Genomic DNA, 16,872 nt, shown 5'->3' on the forward strand with positions numbered 1-16,872 from the left:
TACTAATTTAAAATCTCATTAAACAAATCCATTAACTCCTCATTAGGCTCTTGCCCCTTATACTTTTGTTTAAAGTAATCTTTAAATAACCCTTGCATATCCTGTTCTAGATTGACCTGTTTTACCTTGTCTTGATCACCTTTATCAGACAATGTCACTTGTGGAATAATCGTAATTATCCCATCATGTGCCATATATAATCTCTTGATATCATCCGCATTTAAGAATGTATCACTCACTATCGTCAACTCTACTAAATGTGTAGGATTAGCCGTTAACCACTCTACTGCCTCGTCTACGCTTATAAACTTCATTCGAGAAAGAGGTCTTCCCTTCTCTAAAGCAATTTTAGTGTATGTAATCGGTTTTGCTGCCTCTGCCTCTAATAGCATCACATACTTCTGTTGCCCAGCCTCACTAAAGCTATAACTAAGTGGGCTACCTGAGTATACCACTGGTCTTTCTTCTTCTCCTATCTGATGTGCTCTGTGCAAATGTCCAAGTGCTGTGTACTGTACTTGCTCAGGGATGATGTCGCTGTATATAATATCAGCATTACCTACCTTTAATGGTTTTTCTCCATCAGGCTCTTCTAATATCTCACCATTGCGATTCATCATATACAGGTGAGAAATTAAAAGATTCACTCCCTTAGTCTTACAATACTTATCTGCTAATAACTGCCAACTCTCTCCTAACGCTTCATTTAACGCTGTACCTTTATCTTCTGTATCTAGCGCTTTCTTTAATCTTATCTCATTCGCATAAGGAGTATGCAGTATGCGTATAGGCTGCTTAAATCTATCTAATCGCAATTCTAACAATCCATTTGCTGACTTAGATACCTTAAATTGGTTCTCTATCTCAAAAGGTGTTACCTCAGCATTAGGTAGACCTATCAGTATGATACCACACTCTCTAGCTAATGGATCTGGAGCATCTATACGCTCTGGACTATCGTGGTTACCTGCTATGGCTATTACAGGTCGCTCGCCATTTTTGGCTAAGCGTTTTAGTGTTTTATAAAATAATTCTACAGCCTCTACTGGAGGATTAAACGTGTCAAATAGATCCCCTGCGACTAGGACTAAATCCACCGCCTCGCGCTCTGCTATCTCACAGATCTCGTCAAGTACCTCGCGCTGTTCGTCTATACGACTAAAGTTATCTAATCTTTTTCCTAAGTGCCAGTCGGCTGTATGTAGAATCTTCAATCCCATGTATCTTTCGTTGTTTTCTAGTGGCTCAAAGATACTAACTATCTCAAGGTTTATCGGCCTATTTTAAGATTAGCTTAGCCATTTTTTTAGTTGTGAATGATAAAGATTATCTTTACTCTACTTTATATTTAATTATATCTACTCACTTCTATAGTAGATGGTTTGGGTACGAGTTGGGTACTGTTTTGAAAACGGCCTTCTATCCCAAGTAAACACTGGAAGTTTCCGAACACTATCCAAACAAAACTCTTTTTAAAAATCATAAACAAGTAAAAATAAGCACTTTAAAACAAAAACAAAAGAGCAAATAAGGTCAAAAAGGGATAATTAGACCATTATCTCCAAATAAGGTCATTATAAGTCATAATTAGATTTTTCTAATTTATAACACCCCTTTATTACTTATACAAATCAAGTATTACTTACAACAAACTAACAATCACATTAAATCCTCCTAATATTTAGTTATATTTAAAGTAAAAAATATGACAGATAGAATATTCCACAAGGTAGTATGGGACTTCTTCGAAGACTTATCTGAAGATAAGCAAGAGTTTAATAAAGAGGTAATCGCTAAACAAATCAGAAACTTCGGAAATGCAGATAATTGGGATCCTAATGAGATTATAATAGATCAGCCTGAGGTTGTGTTTTGTTACCAAGCTATATTGTTTTCAAAAGATGACAAATATGATAATGAAGAGATTATAAAAATCATAACATTTCCTCCATTTGAAGAAATGGGAGAAGAAGAAGAAAGATATGTTGGTATTATTCACGCAACACTAAAGGCTGATAATAACCAAAACTTTCCTGCCTTAGAGTTATTATATAAACTTCATAAGCAATTTCTCAATAAAGATACACCTGCAAAGTTATACTTAGATGGTTTAGAGAAAAACGAAAAACCTAAGGACAAGTATGATTATTATGTTCATATTGACTTCGATTAAAATACATCTAATAAAAAACACCCCATTAATACACTATACTAATGGGGTCTTGTTATTATTAACTTATTATATCTCACATCCTTCAGGTCCGCAAGCTCCAACATCGCTATTACCTTTCATCTCGAATTGAGGTTGGCTTTCTTGGAATGCTTGAGTCAATGCTTCTACGAATGCTTCTGTAGGTTGAGCTCCTGATACTCCATACTTTCTATCCAGTACGAAGAAAGGTACTCCTGATATACCTAAAGCACGAGCTTCTGTGATATCTGCTGTTACCTCGTCTACCTTTTCATCAGTAGCTAAGAACGCTCTCACCTCAGCAGCATTTAGACCTACCTGTTCTGCTAATCCAACTAACACTTCTATATCTCCCACATTCTTTCCATCTGTGAAGTGAGCTAAGAATAAAGCTTCTTCCATCTCATTCCCCTTTCCGTGAGACTGAGCGAAGTGGCTTAATCGATGTGCTCTAATGGTATTAACAGGAATAGATTGATCTTGTTTAAAATCTATTCCCACAGCCTTACCTGCTTGTTGTAAGTTGTCCATCATTCCTTGTATTTGTTGCTCAGGCATACCTTTGCGCTTAGCTAAATACGCGGCTGTTGACATATCTAATCCTTCTACAGGTAAATCTGGATCAAGTTGGAAACTCTTCCACTCTACTTCTATCTTATCTTTAAACGGTAACTGAACTAAGGCATTCTCAAAGTTCTTTTTACCTACATAGCAAAAAGGACACATTACATCCGACCATATCTCTACTTTCATACGTTTTTTCTTTTAATAGTGAATCATTTCACTAACTCTATACCCAAAGATACTACGAAAACTCCCCAATGCTTTATTCCTTAACATTAATTAAATAGTATCCAAAAGGAAAGTACACCTATTTTTATATCTTTACTTCTATGGGAAAACCTATCATATTTATCGGTTGTATAGTCGTTGTCATCGGCTTATTAATACAGTTCACTTCGTTTAACCTAAATTGGTTTGGCAAGCTACCTGGAGACATTCACATACAGCGTCCAGGCTTTTCATTCTTTATGCCGATTACTTCTATGATCATCATATCAATAGTAGGTAGCGGACTGTTATGGTTATATAGACGTTTCTTTAGTTAGTTATGATTACTTCACCCAATCATTCTTACCAGCGATACCTCCAGAAATAATCAAGGTTACAGACATCACTAATAGGAATCCTAATGATAATGACCACAATCCTGATAAGTCAAATAAAGCACCAAAGATAGGTGGTCCACAAGCTGCAATCAGATATCCGATAGACTGTGCCATACCTGATAACTCTGCTGCCTGTACTGTACTACTAGTACGCAATACAAAGAATAGCATAGACAAGCTAAACGCTAATCCACTAGCTGTACCTATCAGCACACACCATAGTGCTATAAAGTTTACCTTAAATATCAATAACCCCGCTATCCCTATGGCAAATAATACTCCTGTACCTATAGCTAACAGCTTTTGGTTAGGTAATTTACTCGCTATAATAGCTCCTATAAAAGTCATCGGTAACTGTGCGAACTGCATATATGATAATAACCACCCTGCATCTTCACTCGCGATACCCCATGTAATAGCTACTTTAGGTAACCAAGCTGCTAGACAGTAAAACAGTAATGACTGTACTCCCATAAATACAGTGACAGCCCAAGCTATTTTAGACTTGTACATATTCACTTTTACCTCATCTTGTCCTAAGGAAGCTGTAGCTTGTACTGCTCTTCTCTTTTTTACTTGAGGTAACCACACTAAGATAGTTGCTATACTTAATACTAACCAGATTCCGATAGATCCTTTCCATCCCATCTCTGTGAATTTACCTAAGCTAATACTAAACCCTGCTGCTAATGCTGCTGTTAAGTTCATAGCTACAGAGTATATTCCCATCATTGTCCCTACATTCTTTTGGTAATTATTTTTGATATAAGCAGGCATTAATACGTTACCTACTGTAATAGCAATACCTACTAACGCCGCTCCTAAAAACAGAGTGATAAGACTACCGTAAGGTCTGATCACTAATCCTATACTCAATAAGATCAATGAACCTAATAGTACTATCTCCATTCCATATCTACGAGAAATCTTAGGCACCATGCTTGATAAAAATCCGAATGCCATTAGCGGTATAGTAGTCACTAATCCTGCTGTAGTATTAGACAGAGATAAAGATTTGCTTATTTCTGATATTACTGGTCCTACAGATGTTAGTGGAGCTCTTAAATTAGAAGCGATGAATATGATACCTAATAGCATCAATATTTTTTTCATCTTAGATACTTCTTCTATATGATTTTCCATTGTTGTTTGTTTTTAAAATTACATATTGTTCTTTCAGGGTACAAAGCTAAGTGCTAATAAATGATTATATTCGCCATAAATCATATCTAAAACGACAAGTATGAGTAAGCCACAATTAGTCGATGAAGTTGGGAAAAGAGGTTTTTCTTGGCATGCAGAGTATTGGAAACACAACAATGAGTTTCATCATCACAAGAAAGCTCAATTAGTCTACGTAGAGTCAGGTTATCAATATTTACACGTAGAATCTTGTCAATTCTTATTACCACAAAATCACGTTGCTTACATTCCTTCTAATGTTCCTCATAAGACAACACATGCCTCAGAGCATGTCTCTCTGCGTACACTTTACTTCGATGTAGAGGATTTGCCACCGTTCTATGAAGAGCTTTACTTATTCGCTATCCCAAGTGTATTAAGAGAAATGATTATGTACACTGAAAAGTGGTCTATGAATATGGATAACGATGAGAGTGAACAGACATTCCTAAGAGCTATCTTATTAGAACTTCCTTCTTTTGTAAAAAATGCGATACCTCTTATCACACCTGTACCTCGCACTAAGGTGTTGTTAGACGCTACAGCTTATATTCACAAGCATTATCAATCAACCATCACTATAGATGAGTTGGCTCAACTGTGCTTTATGAGTATTCGTACTTTAGAACGTCAGTTTAAAAAAGAAACAGGTATTAGTATAGCTAAATATATACAGATGGTACGTATCATTAAATCCATAGAACTATTAAGTGAAGGACAGTATACTATCAATGAAATAGCTCTACAGGTGGGGTATAACAGTGCTCAATCTTATAGTAATGTATTCACAAAACTCATGGGACAACGCCCTACTGATTTTGCTCAACAAAGTTTAATCATCTAATCGAATACCTATAGCAAATGAAAGATATCATCACACTGCTACAACATAAAAAACAAGAAGTTATAACTGAACTAAAACAAGGTAATACATCTCAACAAGGTCTGATCTCCCAATTAGACAAGGCTATATCATGGTTAAATACAGTAGAAGAACATCAGTTAGATACGGCTAAGCACTATGATATACACCAACTCCCTGATACGTCACATGGAATGTCATTCTTTCATCTTATGATAGACTGTGAGAGTAGTGATCCTAATGATTGGGTAGAGTACACTCCTAATAATAAAGCTATAGAGATGTGTATGGGGGATTTAGTCATTGTCAAAAAATAAAAAAAGTCGGTTTATGACAAACCGACTTCTTCGTTTGACTCAATCTAGAGTTTTTAAATATTCTATTATCTCATCTGAGACTATTATCATCTTTTCTTCTATCTCTTTGCTCAATACATCAAGATTATTAAAATCAGGGTTAGTTACTAAGACTGCTTCTAAAATTGAGTATTTAGGCATTTCTGTTTTGTCTTTATTCCATTTAGAGTTCTTAGATAACTCCCAGTATTTTTCTTGGATTGGAATTGTGTTACCTAACAACCAAACTTCGAACCTCATTTCTACATGATTTAATACTACCCCAAACTTTAACTTCTTACCCTTCAAAAAATCATTTGAATAATAAAAATAAGTAAAGTCCATATACCCATGAAGGATACCTGCAAAGGAATATTGATTAGAAAGAGATTTTATAAGGTCTGTCCTTAACCTCATCGTAAATTTTACTAATTCATTATATGCAATGAGTATATCGCCTTTCTGTAGTTGTTCTTTATAAATAGAAACATATTTATTTAAATTCTCCATATCAATTTAATTCAAATAATATAATTGGTGAATATATCTAATTCTTAAACACAAAAAAAGTCGGTTTGTGATAAACCGACTTTCTTATATGATATACTTATAATTAATTTACAAGTGGTAAGAATGAGTATTCTTTAGCATAACGCAACATTTGTTCTTCAAATGATTTAGGTTGTTCGATTTTATAATCTGTCACTTCACCTTTATCATTCTTAACAGGTACAATGTATGGGTTAACAAATCCTCTATATGGAGCAGAGTCAAACTTAGCGTTACGAGCTAATACTTCTTTGTGAATTGCTTGATCTACTTTCACACCATAAGTCTCTACTAAAGCCTTAGCTGCGTTATAGTCTCCTTCAGATTTGATACGTTGAGTCTCTCTTAATAATTGTCCGAATAAATCATGTAATTTTTCATAGTTAGTAATATTGTAATATGTCTTACCATCTCTTACTACTTTCTCTATTACATTGTCTTTCTTCCCTTTTTCGAATACCCAAGCACTTACCCACTGACGGTTACGCATATGAGCTTCTTCGATATCAGCCCCTTGTTCTAAACGAACCAACTGAGTCATTAATCCATTGCGGATATACCCATCATAAGCAGCTTTACCTACCGATTTCCAATCATCTACTAATCCTAATTCTTGTAATTTAGGGTTGTATAAATAGAATAGTCCTACCAAGTCAGCACGTCCTTCTTCTAATGTAGAAGCATAACTTTTTAGCGTTTCTTTTGGTTGTCCTACTCCTTTGTTAATTTGTCCTGATGCATGTCCGATTACTTCGTGAAGAGTAGTGTGTAACTTATCTGCTAACTCACCATATTTCTCTTCTAATTGAACTTCCTCTTCATCATGAGCAAACTCTTTTAACTTATCAGAACCACCTGCATGGTTATAAGAATCTATAATGTTACCTAAAGAAATAGATTTAGAACCGTGTTCTGCTCTAATCCAGTCTGCGTTAGGAAGATTTACTCCGATAGGTGTACTTGGAGAAGCATCACCTGCCTCAGAAGCAACAATAACTGTTTTATAAGAAACACCTGTTACATTTTTCTTTTTATGAGCATCCATTAATGGAGAGTTGTCTTCAAACCACTGAGCTTCTTTAGAAACAACAGCCATCTTCTTAGACATATCAAAATCGTTGATTTGAACAACGCTTTCATAAGACCCTTTATGTCCTAATGGATCTGCATATACCTCGATAAATCCATTGTTATAATCGATATTTCCTTTAGTAGCTTTCACCCAAGCGATGTTATAATCATCCCAAGTTTTTAGGTCTCCAGTTTGGTAATATTTAATTAATAGTTTTAGCGCATCTGCTTGTTCTTGGTTTTCTGCTACAGTTACAGCTTTCTCTAACCAAAAGATGATTTGATCAATAGCTGCTCCATACATTCCACCACTTTTCCATACTTTTTCTACTAACTTACCATTCTCTTTAACTACTTTAGAGTTTAATCCTGTAGATAGTGGACGGTCTGGATCTGGGCTTTTCATTGCATTATAGAAAGCTTCTACTTCATCCTCTGTGATACCTTCTCCATAGAAGTTAACAGCAGAACCTTTCACAAGTCCTTTAGCTAAATCTAAGTTCACTTTCTTATTATCTACATCGTTAAATAGGATGTTCGAGATATTTTGGTCAAGTGTAGTATTTGTCTCTTTTAATAAAATAGAGAAATACGCTTGAGAAAAACCAGGCTTAATCTTATCATTAGAATAATGGTGGTGAATACCATTAGAGAACCATACACGTTTAACGTATGTAACAAACTCTTTCCAATCTTCTGATTCTTTGTCTCCTTTATAATTTTCGTAAATACTTTCTAATGCTTTACGAATAGTCAAGTTGTGTTTATAATTCTGATCCCAGATAATATCACGTCCAGCATATCCAGCTTGACTTAGATAATACACTAACTCTTTTTCTTTTAATGTAAGGTTGTCCCATCCTGGTATTTGGTATCTCAATACCTCAATATCTCCAAAGTGGTCAACACTATATTCGAATTGTTCTGTTTCTGTCACTCCTTCTTTTCCTTTTTCAGTTTCTTTTTTATCTCCACAAGACAATAACATTGCGGAAGCCATTACAATACAGGCCATTGTGTTTAATTTCATACTGTAGTTTTTATATTGTGTGTAGACAAATATATAAATATTGCTTTACCTAATTATACTATTTCCCTTTTAAAAGAGAATGCTATACTAACGCAGAAAGGTTATTTTGTATAATTATACACTTCTTTATTATACTCTTTAGACATATTTTTAGGTATGCTTAGCGATTGCCATTCTGTATTGCGTATCATCTTACCAATAAACACTATTTGCCCAATATGATAAGGGTAATGAGCTAACTGTCTGTATAATGCTTCTGCTACAGTATGATTTTGATTTCTAATCTTAACTACTGTATTAATATTTTCTTCAGTAATGCTATCCAACGTTTGAAATAATACATTCCAAGCTTTATCCCAATTAGTAATCAATTCATGTTTATCATATATACCATCTTGAAATTCATCATCTCTATTTCTCCATGGTTTATCTCCATCTTCTGTAAAGAAGTTAGTGAAACGAGAAAGTAAATTACCCGTAATATGACGCATAATCATAGCTATAGAATTACTCCCATCGCTTACTTTGTGATTTAATTCGTCTTGAGAAAAAATCAAAATAGTTTTGTCTGCAAGAGTTCTATAATACTCAAACTGAGTACGTACTCCTTTTATATCTTCTATATTCATCCTTTAGGTTGTTTTATATTGTAAAAGTTTATTCTGTTACTGCAATGTAATCCATATCGAAGAGATACTTAGTATATAGGCAAAAAAAATAACCCGAAGGTTATTTTTTCTTTACTAAAGGATGATTTAATCCTTTTACGTTATTGTTGATGACTTCATAAGTCTTCAGATGTTTAAATAGTTCAGTTAGGTTTCTAAAGCCATAATCCCTAGCATCAAAACTTGGATTTAGCTTACGAAGGTTGCCTCCTACAGTTGCGATATAAGCTTCGACCTCTTCATCCACTGACATATCAAAGGCTCTATCTATCAACTTGTATTCTTTCTTAGTCAATGCTTTGATATCATCATCGTCATTAGACTCTGTCTTTTTAGCATTGCCATTTTCTCCTTTTTCTGTTGCTGCTACTTTAGGCATTAACGTCTCACAGTATGTAAATATCTCACATGACTGAACGAAAGCATTAGGCGTCTTCTTCTCTCCTACTCCCATCACGAAGATACCTTCTTCTCTAATACGCTTAGCTAACCCTGTATAATCACTATCACTCGACACGATACAAAATCCATCTACCATCTTAGCATGTAAGATATCCATAGCATCTATAATCAGAGAACTATCTGTAGAGTTCTTTCCACTTGTATAATTAAACTTCTGTATAGGCGAAAATGACAAGTCATTTAATAAATCCTTCCAGCTATTCATTTGCGGTGTTGTCCAATCTCCATAAATACGACGGACAGTCACCTTCCCATATTTAGAAACTTCTTCTAAAATCTTATCTAACAATTTAGCCTGTGCATTATCGCCATCTACTAATATTGCTATGTTGTTATTTTGTTTTTCCATCATATTTTCCTTTTCGAAAGCTCTAAAATACAAAAAATAGCGCTATTTAAAAGATAATTGATACCAAAACATCTGTTAATAAATACTTCGTATAACCAAAAATAAGGAGACTAATTAAATCACAACTCTACTTTTAGTACTTAGTTGCTTATTTACTTATAGAAATTCTTGAAATTAATTAATACCTAAGAATATTTTCTCAAAAAGAAATAGTTGAATAGAAAGGTAGGTATTAATAGGAAGTTATTTTGATTATAGTACTGGTGTGGCTACCACCAGTACTATATATTATTTCTGTTTAAATAGATTTTTTCGTTTCTTTTTATTTATAAGTTTTACCTAATGAACTAGATAATAAAAAGACGAAAATAGTTTTGTTGTTTGTTTTCCTATTTATGTAGGCAAAAGTAAATAGGTTAAAACAAAAAAACATTGAACTACTTCAATAAATCATATTTTCTTCTTACCTCGGATCTTACTCAAGAACTCTTGAGATATTCCTAAATACGAAGCTATCTGTATATTAGTCAAACGCTGTAATAAGGAAGGATAACGCTTACAGAAGTCTTCATACTCCATAGCTGCATCCATCGTTAACTTATTAATAATACGACGTTGTAATGCTACACATTCTTGCCCTAGCATTACTCTATAGATTCGTTCTAGAGCAGGTATCTTATCGTATAATGGTTCTTTTACATCTCTTGATATACGTAATACTTCACAGTCCTCTAAAGCTTGTATATAAAACTTAGAAGGCGAATTAGTGTGATAACTTTCTAAATCAGCTAACCACCAATCTTCAACAGCAAAGTAAATAATATGTTCTTGTCCTTGACTATCTAAAATATAAACTTTACAACAACCAGTAATAACAAAAGCCTGGAAATCACATATTTCACCTGCTTTTAATAAATATTCCTTCTTTTTAATATGTACAGTCTCGAAAGAAGCTAATATAAGTTCTCTTTCTTGGTCAGTTAGTACTACTCCCTTCCGTTCTAGATTATCTATTAATGAAGCTCTTTTCATCATCTTTCTTTTTTAATCCACTTACCTTCTTTAGGAGCTTTATAAGCTCTCATCTTTTCTAATAATTCTTCTATATTATCTGCTACTACAATCATGTCGCGGTTTACCTGTTTTAAAAAACCGTAACTCACCATATTATCTACCATCTGTAATAACGGATTATAGAAACCATCTATATTTAATAAGGCTACAGGCTTTTTATGAAGTCCAAGTTGTGCCCAAGTAAGCATTTCGAAGAATTCTTCTAACGTTCCATATCCACCAGGCATCGCTATGGTGCCATCTGACAATTCATCCATTTTAGCTTTGCGCTCATGCATTGTCTCTACTAGAATTAGTTCAGTAAGGCCACGATGTCCTAACTCTACATCGCCTAAAAAAGTAGGTAATACTCCTATTACTTCTCCATCATACTTCAACACCCCGTCTGCTACAGCTCCCATTAAACCAACTTTAGCTCCTCCATAAACAAGGCCAATATTCTGCTTAGCTAAATACTCCCCTAATAAAAAAGCTTGATCAAAAAAGACGTCTTTTGTTCCTGAACTCGAACCACAAAACACTGTATACCTCATTTATAATAATTTTAAATTAGCCACAACCACTATATAAATCAACCTATTACAAAATAAATGAAAAAATATTTAAAAAATCAAAGATATTTTGTTGTAACATTTTTATCAAATGTATGACTATTATGTAAACCTCAATTAGAATTCAAAATAAAATAAACTTAACGAAATAACTATTATGAAATTTAAATTAAGTACATTGCTTTTCCTTACGATGGTTTGCTCCATTTATGCGCAACAGAAAGGAAAGATTACAGGAATCATTTTTGATAAGACGATAAATCAGTCTGTTCCTTATGCGACTGTTTCTCTTAAATCTGGAGAAAACATTGTAACTGGTGTTATGTCAGAAGACAATGGTAAATTCGAATTAACTGCTCCTCTAAATAAATATACAATAGAAGTACAGTTTATCGGGTATCAAACTTTTACAAAAGATTTCGAATTAACAGAAGCTGTTCAAAACTTTGGTACAATCTATTTAACTCCTGAAGCGACAACTTTAGAAGGAGTAAATATCATAGCAGAACAATCAACTATAGAACAAAAAATAGATAGAAAAGTAATCAACGTAGGTAAAGATTTAACTACTGCTGGTGCTACTGCTGGTGAGATTATGAACAATATTCCATCTGTTAACGTAGATAAAGACGGTAAGATATCTCTTAGAGGAAATGAGAATGTGCGTATCCTTATCGATGGACGCCCTACTAATATGTCTTCTGAACAGGTATTAAAACAAATCCCTTCTACTTCTATCAAAAGCATTGAGTTAATCACTAACCCAAGTGCTAAGTATAACCCTGAAGGAATGTCTGGTATTATCAACATCGTGTTACACAAAAACACTATGGATGGATTTAATGGTTCTGTAGATACAGGAGCTACATTCTCTCACTATGTTAAGAACACAAACTCTCTAAACCTTAACTACAGACAAGGTAAACTAAACTTCTTCGGAAATGGTAGTTACTCTTATGGGCAGTACAAAAATGAAGGAGATATGATGCGTACTGATATCATGTCACCTACTGAAATACGTATGAAGTCTATCAACAAGAACTACTTGTATAAGATAGGTATGGATTATTATATCAATGATAACAACACTTTATCATTCTATACTAACCAAAGTACAAATAATAGTGATATGGATATGAAAAATGCAACTACATATCCACAAGGTAAATACGACGATATCTTCCAAAAGACTAATTATAATGGAGATAATAAATACAGTGCTTATAACTTAGCTTACAAACACTTATTTGAGAAAAAAGGACACACGTTAGATATCGAAGGAAACTTTAGTCGTAATAAATCGACTAATGATGGTAACTACAATACTTTAATTGGTAAAGGTCCTAATCAATTATATAAAGATGGAAACAATAATACTAGTGATCTTACGACTATTAATGTTGACTATGTAAATCCTTTAAATGACCATACTAAATTAGAAGTAGGAGCTGAAGCTAGAATCTCTAGAGCTGACAACAACTTCGATTCTAACAACCCTCTTATTCCTGAAAAAAACAGAGTGATCAATAACAAATATGATCAAGATATCTTCTCTGCTTATGTAACTTTTGGACAAACGTATGGTAAGTTTAATTACCAAGTAGGTACAAGATTAGAAAGCTATAAAGTAGAATCAACACTAGGAGGTAAAACTAACTTTAAAGATGATTATGTAACATTATATCCATCTGTTTATTTTGGATATACGATGAGTGATAACGACATGTTTAACTTAAGTTACAGTAGACGTGTTGACAGACCTAGTATTTCTCAAACTAACCCTGTTAGACAATTCTCTACTCCATTAATGACAATGGTAGGTAACCCTGAGTTAAAACCTCAATTTACTAACTCTGTTGAGTTAAACTACACTAGAATGTTTAACAACAAGAGTAGCATAACAGCAGGTGTTTACTACAGAAGAATAAATAAAGAGATTAATCACGTGATTTATGATGATCCAGATAATGACAATCCTAATGCTTTATTAATGACTTTTGATAACTACAAATCAAATGATGCATATGGGTTCGAACTTTCTGCAAACATTAAATTAACTCCATGGTGGGATATGCAACCAGCTATTGACTTTTCAAGTATTAAACAAACTGGTTTTGTATCTAAGCTAAACGCTACTAACCAAATGGACTTCGTAGAGCGCAATATTACTGCAAGTGCTTTTAACGCTCGTTTAAACAGTAACTTCAAAGCTTCTAAAAACCTAAGATTTAACTTATTTGGGTTCTATAGAGGTGGTGTAGATGGTATCACTATGGATTCTAAAGAAATGTATAAGATAGACGCTGGAGCTAGATACTCTTTATTAGAAAACAAATTAAGTATCAGCGCTAGAGTTAATGATATATTCAATACTATGAAATTTAAATATAGTTCTCAATATCCATATGCTTCTAATGGTCAATTCTCTTGGGAGAGTAGATCTGTATATGTTGGTGTAAACTATATCTTCGGAGGTGGAAAAGGACGTGCTCTTCAAAGAAAATCAAGAGACACAAACACTAAACAAAGCGGAGGTACTGGAGGAGGATTATTCTAAAAAACATCAACCACCAATTAACAAATTATTTTTTTCAACTATTACTAAAAAAAGCTGTTATCAAATATCGATAACAGCTTTTTTGTTTTTACTATCATTAAGTTTTTCAACCTACTTTCTATATTTCTCTAGAAACTGAAATACACTCATCAAAGCTTTTTCGCGCACAACAGTACTTGATAAAAACAAATCGTGCATTCCATTTTCTATACAAACCTTCTCAACAGTATTACTTAATTTTTCTCCTATCCTCTCAATATCTTTTACATTCAGAACAATATCTGATGACTGAGATAGAGATGTCCACTTAGATGTATGTCCTGACTTATCACTGTACATTAGCAGAATAGGAAACTCACTGTGTAGTACCACTTCTTGTATTAATTCTTGAGCGTGTTGTACAGCTAAAATCCAAGCATAATACACCTCAAAAGGTTTGACAGGTTTCCACATCGTATTATACTCCCATTCACCGTCATAAGATTTATGTAAAGATTTACCATACACATCTGACATCTGATCATTAGAAGCAAATATATCTTTAGAGACTTTCTTCTTAGCAACAGAACCTATAAAAGGTTTTACATAAAAAGGAATATTAAAATCAAAGAACGGAGAATTTAATATCAAACCTCCTAAACGTTCTTTAAGCAATCCAAACATACTGTAGTATGTAGCCAATAATCCTCCTGTACTATGTCCTAACAAAAATACTTGAGTACTCGGTTTTTCTTTTAGAATAAACTCTAAACCATAATCGATATCAGGAAAATACTCTCGCATTGACTTACAATAATTAGGGTGTTGGTGCCCTAGCAATGATCTCCCATACTTACGTAAATCTATTGCATAGAAGTCAATTCCCCTCTCATTAAAATAATCCATCACATGATACTGAAAGAAGTAATCACAAAATCCGTGAATATAAAACACAGTCTGTTTATTCTCTTTCCTGTTACCTCTAGATTCTATTAAGGTTGTCACTACCTTACCTTCATAATCATTATCAAAAGGATGTTGATGCGTTATATATTTATCAAAAGTCAAATGTAAATTCATATCATCTTATTTAAAGCTATTTTCAGCCTATTTAACGCCTTTATATCTTTTAATAAATACAATTATAATAAAGGAGAAAATAATCGAATAAAACTATTTTTAAGGCGTTGTTTCCACGATCTTTTATTCCATCTGTGTAATTCTAATTTAATAGAGTCTTTACAGTCTCTATCAAACATACTTTTCATCTTTTTAGCAAAGCTTTCATCATATACCACTACATTGACTTCAAAGTTAAGGTCAAAGCTACGATGATCAAGATTACAAGTACCTATCGAGCTTATACCTGAATCTGTTACAAAAGTCTTAGCATGTATAAAGCCTTTTTTATACAAATATATTTCAACTCCAAACTCTAATAGTTCTTGAAAATAAGATTCTGATGCCCATTTCACAATATTAGAATCAGTAATACCAGGCAATATCATCTTCACTTTCTTTCCACTTAATGAAGCCATCTTTATAGCTAACTGTAGCGATTCATCAGGTATATAGTAAGGAGTAGTGATACAAATCTCTTTATCCGCAGTCTGAATTGCTTTTAACACACTATATAGGATAGATGGTACATCTGAGTCTGGACCAGAAGAAATCACTTGTAATGGAACTTCTCCTATCTCCTCGTTATCTAGAATAGGAAAATACTCTTCATTAAAAGCCAAATCCTGTTTGCTACAAAAGTTCCAGTCTGCTAAGAAAATATACTGTAATCTATAAGCTCCTGAACCTTCTATTCGCATATGAGTATCACGCCAGAAGTACTCATTAGAATCTTTCTTTCGATTATCATATCGGTCAGAGATATTAATACCACCAGTATAAGCTATTCTACCATCAATAACCACTATCTTACGGTGATTTCGATAATTCATTCTATTAGCAAAGGCTAATAATATAATCTCATTAAAAGCAAAAGCTTCAATGCCATTCGCTCTAAGATTACGCACTATATTTTTTCGTATGCTCTTACAACCAAAATCATCATAAATAAAGCGCACCTTCACCCCTTCTTTCGCCTTTTGGATCAGTACTTCTTCTATCTGTTTACCTATTTCGTTATTCTCATAGATATAATATTCTATATGAATCGTGTTTTTAGCAGCTCTTAAGTCCTCTAAAAGCCTTGGAAAAAACTCTTCACCATTCTCTAGTATTTCAGCTTTATTATTAGTCAGAAGAGGGCCATCCCCCATGGTAGCACTAGAGAGCATCTTTATAAAAGAACTATTTCTCTCTATTACAGCATTGCCTTGTTGTTTTTGATTGAGATGAATATCGCTTAGTCGTTTAGTCAACTTATTACTATACTCATCATTTACTTTAAGCTTTTTAGAGTACATCTTCCTCTTGCGATAATTAATACCAAAAGAAAAATAAAATATCATACCAAAGATAGGTACAAAAAACACCAGTAATAAATACGATAATGTCTTAGAGATAGAGTCCGTATCATAGATTATCCTTACAGCTACAGCTATAGCTATAATAAAATAAACGATTTCTAAATAGATAAACCAATCTGACTGTACTCTCAAAAACATTGCTTAAATCTCTTTTAATTACCTTTTCTACTCTTTTTATAAGAAAGACTAGAATACCTAAAAGTAAAAAATAAAATGCAGTTAATAGAAGAATTGATTCACAAAGTGTATAAAAGCAAAAAAGTCTCCCTTTAAGGGGAGACTTTTGAGCCGATGGAGGGACTCGAACCCACGACCTGCTGATTACAAATCAGCTGCTCTAGCCAGCTGAGCTACACCGGC

At 33.6% G+C, this 16,872-nt stretch carries 16 protein-coding genes and 1 tRNA gene; 5 read left to right on the plus strand and 12 right to left on the minus strand.

What is annotated here, in order from left to right; translation table 11 throughout:
- Positions 1-2: 2 nt before the first annotated feature.
- Positions 3-1,220: a metallophosphoesterase family protein gene (locus BMX53_RS10505; RefSeq protein WP_074746193.1), complete on the minus strand. Its 1,218-nt coding sequence runs from the start codon at positions 1,218-1,220 to the stop codon at positions 3-5.
- A 485-nt stretch (positions 1,221-1,705) separates the two neighbouring features.
- Here BMX53_RS10505 and BMX53_RS10510 point away from each other — a divergent pair, with 485 nt between their 5' ends.
- The gene (locus BMX53_RS10510) at positions 1,706-2,173 is read left to right on the plus strand and encodes a hypothetical protein (protein WP_074746195.1); all 468 of its coding nucleotides are present in this window, start codon (positions 1,706-1,708) and stop codon (positions 2,171-2,173) included.
- A gap of 66 nt (positions 2,174-2,239) precedes the next feature.
- Here BMX53_RS10510 and BMX53_RS10515 read toward each other — a convergent pair whose 3' ends face one another.
- On the minus strand, positions 2,240-2,944 hold the full coding sequence (locus BMX53_RS10515; protein ID WP_074746197.1) for a DsbA family oxidoreductase: 705 nt from the start codon (positions 2,942-2,944) through the stop codon (positions 2,240-2,242).
- 140 nt (positions 2,945-3,084) lie between these two features.
- Here BMX53_RS10515 and BMX53_RS10520 point away from each other — a divergent pair, with 140 nt between their 5' ends.
- Positions 3,085-3,300 (plus strand): DUF2905 domain-containing protein, encoded by a 216-nt coding sequence (locus BMX53_RS10520; protein ID WP_074746199.1) that lies wholly within the window; start codon positions 3,085-3,087, stop codon positions 3,298-3,300.
- Between the two features lie 6 nt (positions 3,301-3,306).
- On the opposite strand, the gene BMX53_RS10525 is transcribed toward BMX53_RS10520, so the two are convergent.
- Complete coding sequence (locus BMX53_RS10525; RefSeq protein WP_074746201.1) at positions 3,307-4,503, minus strand: CynX/NimT family MFS transporter; 1,197 nt, start codon at positions 4,501-4,503, stop codon at positions 3,307-3,309.
- 100 nt (positions 4,504-4,603) lie between these two features.
- Between BMX53_RS10525 and BMX53_RS10530 the strand changes: the two genes are divergently transcribed.
- Both BMX53_RS10530 and BMX53_RS10535 read left to right on the plus strand, forming a co-directional pair.
- Entirely contained in the window at positions 4,604-5,386 is a 783-nt protein-coding gene (locus BMX53_RS10530) for an AraC family transcriptional regulator (RefSeq protein WP_038986121.1), read from the plus strand.
- A gap of 17 nt (positions 5,387-5,403) precedes the next feature.
- Positions 5,404-5,721, plus strand: coding sequence for a hypothetical protein (locus BMX53_RS10535; RefSeq protein WP_063175545.1), 318 nt, complete (start codon positions 5,404-5,406; stop codon positions 5,719-5,721).
- A 39-nt stretch (positions 5,722-5,760) separates the two neighbouring features.
- On the opposite strand, the gene BMX53_RS10540 is transcribed toward BMX53_RS10535, so the two are convergent.
- The 6 genes from BMX53_RS10540 to BMX53_RS10565 all read right to left on the minus strand — a co-directional run bounded on the left by BMX53_RS10540 (position 5,761) and on the right by BMX53_RS10565 (position 11,475).
- A complete protein-coding gene (locus BMX53_RS10540; protein WP_074746203.1) occupies positions 5,761-6,249 on the minus strand; it encodes a DUF7000 family protein in 489 nt (162 codons plus the stop codon).
- A gap of 103 nt (positions 6,250-6,352) precedes the next feature.
- Complete coding sequence (locus BMX53_RS10545; RefSeq protein ID WP_074746205.1) at positions 6,353-8,389, minus strand: dipeptidyl-peptidase 3 family protein; 2,037 nt, start codon at positions 8,387-8,389, stop codon at positions 6,353-6,355.
- Positions 8,390-8,490: 101 nt separating this feature from the next.
- Positions 8,491-9,018 (minus strand): DUF1572 family protein, encoded by a 528-nt coding sequence (locus BMX53_RS10550; protein WP_074746207.1) that lies wholly within the window; start codon positions 9,016-9,018, stop codon positions 8,491-8,493.
- 100 nt (positions 9,019-9,118) lie between these two features.
- Positions 9,119-9,871 (minus strand): NYN domain-containing protein, encoded by a 753-nt coding sequence (locus BMX53_RS10555; RefSeq protein ID WP_074746209.1) that lies wholly within the window; start codon positions 9,869-9,871, stop codon positions 9,119-9,121.
- A 447-nt stretch (positions 9,872-10,318) separates the two neighbouring features.
- A complete protein-coding gene (locus tag BMX53_RS10560) occupies positions 10,319-10,903 on the minus strand; it encodes a Crp/Fnr family transcriptional regulator (protein ID WP_240485490.1) in 585 nt (194 codons plus the stop codon).
- Positions 10,900-11,475 carry an LOG family protein gene (locus BMX53_RS10565; RefSeq protein WP_074746210.1) on the minus strand — a complete coding sequence of 192 codons (576 nt, stop codon included), beginning with the start codon at positions 11,473-11,475 and terminating at the stop codon, positions 10,900-10,902. The genes BMX53_RS10560 and BMX53_RS10565 overlap by 4 nt, the downstream gene beginning before the upstream one ends.
- Positions 11,476-11,650: 175 nt before the next feature.
- On the opposite strand from BMX53_RS10565, the gene BMX53_RS10570 reads away from it, so the two are divergent.
- Positions 11,651-14,050: a TonB-dependent receptor gene (locus BMX53_RS10570; protein WP_074746212.1), complete on the plus strand. Its 2,400-nt coding sequence runs from the start codon at positions 11,651-11,653 to the stop codon at positions 14,048-14,050.
- A gap of 111 nt (positions 14,051-14,161) precedes the next feature.
- On the opposite strand, the gene BMX53_RS10575 is transcribed toward BMX53_RS10570, so the two are convergent.
- From BMX53_RS10575 to BMX53_RS10585, 3 genes are all read right to left on the minus strand, one after another.
- The gene (locus BMX53_RS10575) at positions 14,162-15,109 is read right to left on the minus strand and encodes an alpha/beta hydrolase (protein ID WP_074746214.1); all 948 of its coding nucleotides are present in this window, start codon (positions 15,107-15,109) and stop codon (positions 14,162-14,164) included.
- A gap of 62 nt (positions 15,110-15,171) precedes the next feature.
- Positions 15,172-16,650, minus strand: coding sequence for a cardiolipin synthase (gene cls, locus BMX53_RS10580; RefSeq protein ID WP_074746216.1), 1,479 nt, complete (start codon positions 16,648-16,650; stop codon positions 15,172-15,174).
- Between the two features lie 148 nt (positions 16,651-16,798).
- Positions 16,799-16,872, minus strand: a tRNA-Thr gene (locus tag BMX53_RS10585).

The organism is Myroides marinus (genome assembly GCF_900109075.1).
GTDB lineage: Bacteria > Bacteroidota > Bacteroidia > Flavobacteriales > Flavobacteriaceae > Flavobacterium > Flavobacterium marinum_A.